Origin of the sequence: Flavobacterium cyanobacteriorum, assembly GCF_002251835.1 — a bacterium.
Taxonomy (GTDB): domain Bacteria; phylum Bacteroidota; class Bacteroidia; order Flavobacteriales; family Flavobacteriaceae; genus Flavobacterium; species Flavobacterium cyanobacteriorum.
In genome coordinates this window covers 1-2,907 of the sequence record NZ_NOXV01000106.1, presented here as the reverse complement: position 1 = coordinate 2,907, position 2,907 = coordinate 1, and the positions used below count along the sequence as shown (strand labels likewise).

Here is a 2,907-nt window from a genome sequence, read left to right as displayed (position 1 = left end):
TTTATTGATTTTTAATCAATTATATTTTTTGTCGTGTACTAAAAATTTTTCTATTTTTGAAGAAACACATCCTCATGAAATATTACTTCATTTTCTTCTTCATAACTACTCTTTCCTACTCCCAGGAACTTACGCTGCAACAAGCAGAGAGGCTGGCTTCACTCCCCATGAAATGCCTGCAGCAGGAATATCCTAACAAGCTGGGGCAGCTGCTGGCAGATTCTACCGAAATTGCCCCGCCTAAAAAACTTCATCCCGCCTTTTACGGCTGCTTTGACTGGCATTCGTCCGTTCACGGGCACTGGAGCCTGGTATACCTGCTAAAGCAATTCCCAAACTTGGGCAACAGGAAGGAAATCATCAAAAAATTACAGGCTAATCTTTCAAAAGAAAACATAGCACAGGAAGTAGCCTACCTTAGCAAAAATCATGAAAAAAGCTTTGAGCGCACCTACGGATGGGCATGGCTCCTGAAGCTGCAACAGGAACTGGATTCGTATAATGAGCCTTTCGCAAGGGAACTTGCCGAAAACCTGCAGCCCCTTACACGCCTTATTGTGCAACGCTATATAGAATTTCTTCCAAAACTGGATTATGCCCTGCGGAACGGAACCCATACCAATACCGCCTTTGGCCTCAGCCTCGCCTGGGACTATGCCCTGCATGCCGGCAATACACCCTTGCTGCAAAGTATTAAAGCCAATGCCCTCCGGCTTTTTAAAAATGACGCCGGCTGCCCTTTTGGCTGGGAACCCGGCGGGACGGACTTTCTCTCACCTTGCATGGAAGAAATCGGTATTATGCAGCGGGTACTGGATAAGCACGGTTTTTTAAAATGGCTAAAAGATTTTGCGCCAGCACTGTTTAGTAAAAAGTTTGCATGGGAACCCGGGAAAGTTTCTGACCGTACTGATGGCCACCTGGTGCACCTGGACGGGCTCAACTTCAGCCGTGCCTGGAATTTATATGCGCTTGCGAGAGCCTACCCTAAAGAATTAGGCCACCTGAAAGCAACGGCTGATGCGCACATGCAGTTCTCCCTGCCTCACCTTACCGATGGAAATTACGAAGGCGAACACTGGCTGGCTTCATTTGCATTATATGCTTTTTGGTACAGATAAGGCCACCTGTCATAACCATCTGACCGTTTAATCAAATTCTGATGTAAAAAACAGTTTTACACTTGCGTATTTTGACTGTGTCATCTGTATTGAAAAATCCGAGTCGGCCAGGAACACCAGCTGCCCGTATTTATCCTTAGCCAGGAACTTTTGCTTTATACGTTTAAACTCTGCAAATTCTTCGTTCTTTGGGTCTTCGGGCTTCACCCAGCAGGCTTTATAGGCCGGGAAGTTTTCATAAGAGCATTTGGCGCCATACTCGTGTTCCAGCCTGTACTGTATAACTTCATACTGCAGTGCCCCTACCGTACCAATGACCTTGCGATTATTCATTTCGAGCGTAAAAAGCTGTGCCACGCCTTCATCCATCAGCTGGTCGATGCCTTTTTCGAGCTGCTTGGCCTTCATTGGGTCAGCATTGTTAATGTAACGGAAATGTTCAGGCGAGAAGCTTGGTATGCCTTTAAAGCTCATGTGTTCGCCTTCGGTAAGGGTATCCCCAATTTTAAAGTTGCCGGTATCGTGAAGGCCTACAATATCTCCGGGATAAGACACATCTACAATTTCTTTTTTCTCTGCAAAAAAAGCGTTGGGGCTGGAAAATTTTAGGTTCTTGTCCAGCCGTACGTGCAGGTAGGGCTTGTTCCTCTCGAAGATGCCTGAAACTATCTTTACGAAAGCGAGCCTGTCGCGGTGCTTTGGGTCCATATTAGCATGTATCTTAAACACAAAGCCTGAAAATTTATTCTCGTCCGGCTTCACTTCGCGTGTGTCTGAGTCTTTTGGCCTTGGTGACGGGGCTATCTCAATAAAGCAGTCGAGTAGCTCACGCACACCAAAATTGTTTAATGCTGAGCCAAAGAAAACCGGCTGCAGCTTACCGTCAAGATATTGCTGCCGGTCAAACTTAGGATATACCTCGTCAATCAGTTCCAGTTCCTCACGCAGCTTCCCTGCAGGTTTGGCGCCGATGATGCCTTCCAGTTCAGGGCTGTTAATGTCTGAAAAAGCAATAGTTTCTTCAATATTTTTACGGCTGTCGCCGCTGAAAAGGTTGATGTTCTTTTCCCATATATTGTATATCCCCTGGAAATCATACCCCATGCCTATCGGGAAACTAAGCGGTGTAACCGTAAGCCCCAGCTTTTGCTCTACTTCGTCCATCAGGTCAAAAGCATCCTTACCTTCACGGTCCAGCTTGTTGATAAATACCAGCATGGGAATGTTGCGCATGCGGCACACCTCTACCAGTTTTTCGGTTTGTTCCTCCACACCTTTTGCCACGTCTATTACCACAATAACACTGTCAACAGCTGTGAGGGTGCGAAAGGTGTCCTCGGCAAAATCCTTGTGGCCGGGAGTATCCAGGATGTTTATTTTTTTGTCTTTATAGTTAAAGGCCAGCACCGATGTGGCTACCGAGATACCCCTCTGGCGCTCAATTTCCATGAAGTCAGACGTGGCGCCTTTTTTTATCTTGTTGCTCTTAACCGCGCCGGCTTCCTGTATGGCACCGCCAAAAAGCAGGAGCTTTTCGGTTAATGTGGTTTTACCGGCATCGGGGTGGGAAATAATCCCGAAAGTACGCCTTCTTTTAATTTCGTCTGTAAAGTTCATTACCTGTACTTAGTATGGGTTAAAAATCGGGCAAAATTACGCTTTTATATTGAACGTAAATGTAGGCCTGGGGAAAAAGTATGGCTTTAACACGGGTAGTGCCAATGTGGCAATAGAGATTGCTATAGCCCTGATGGGAGCGGCATCCTCCCCGCCGCCTGCTTTTGCG

At 46.4% G+C, this 2,907-nt stretch carries 2 protein-coding genes; one reads left to right on the top strand and one right to left on the bottom strand.

Annotation, left to right across the window (positions count from 1 at the left end):
- Window positions 1–56 precede the first annotated feature (56 nt).
- Window positions 57–1,121: a DUF2891 domain-containing protein gene (locus CHU92_RS01240; RefSeq protein ID WP_243389537.1), complete on the top strand. Its 1,065-nt coding sequence runs from the start codon at window positions 57–59 to the stop codon at window positions 1,119–1,121.
- Between the two features lie 27 nt (window positions 1,122–1,148).
- Here CHU92_RS01240 and CHU92_RS01235 read toward each other — a convergent pair whose 3' ends face one another.
- Window positions 1,149–2,738, bottom strand: a complete 1,590-nt coding sequence (locus tag CHU92_RS01235) for a peptide chain release factor 3 (protein WP_094411795.1) — start codon at window positions 2,736–2,738, stop codon at window positions 1,149–1,151.
- Window positions 2,739–2,907: the final 169 nt, after the last annotated feature.

What these genes read in the sequence shown, in the direction of transcription:
- CHU92_RS01235 (WP_094411795.1), bottom strand. Translation starts at nt 2,738, where the DNA reads ATGAACTTTACAGACGAAATTAAAAGAAGGCGTACTTTCGGGATTATT.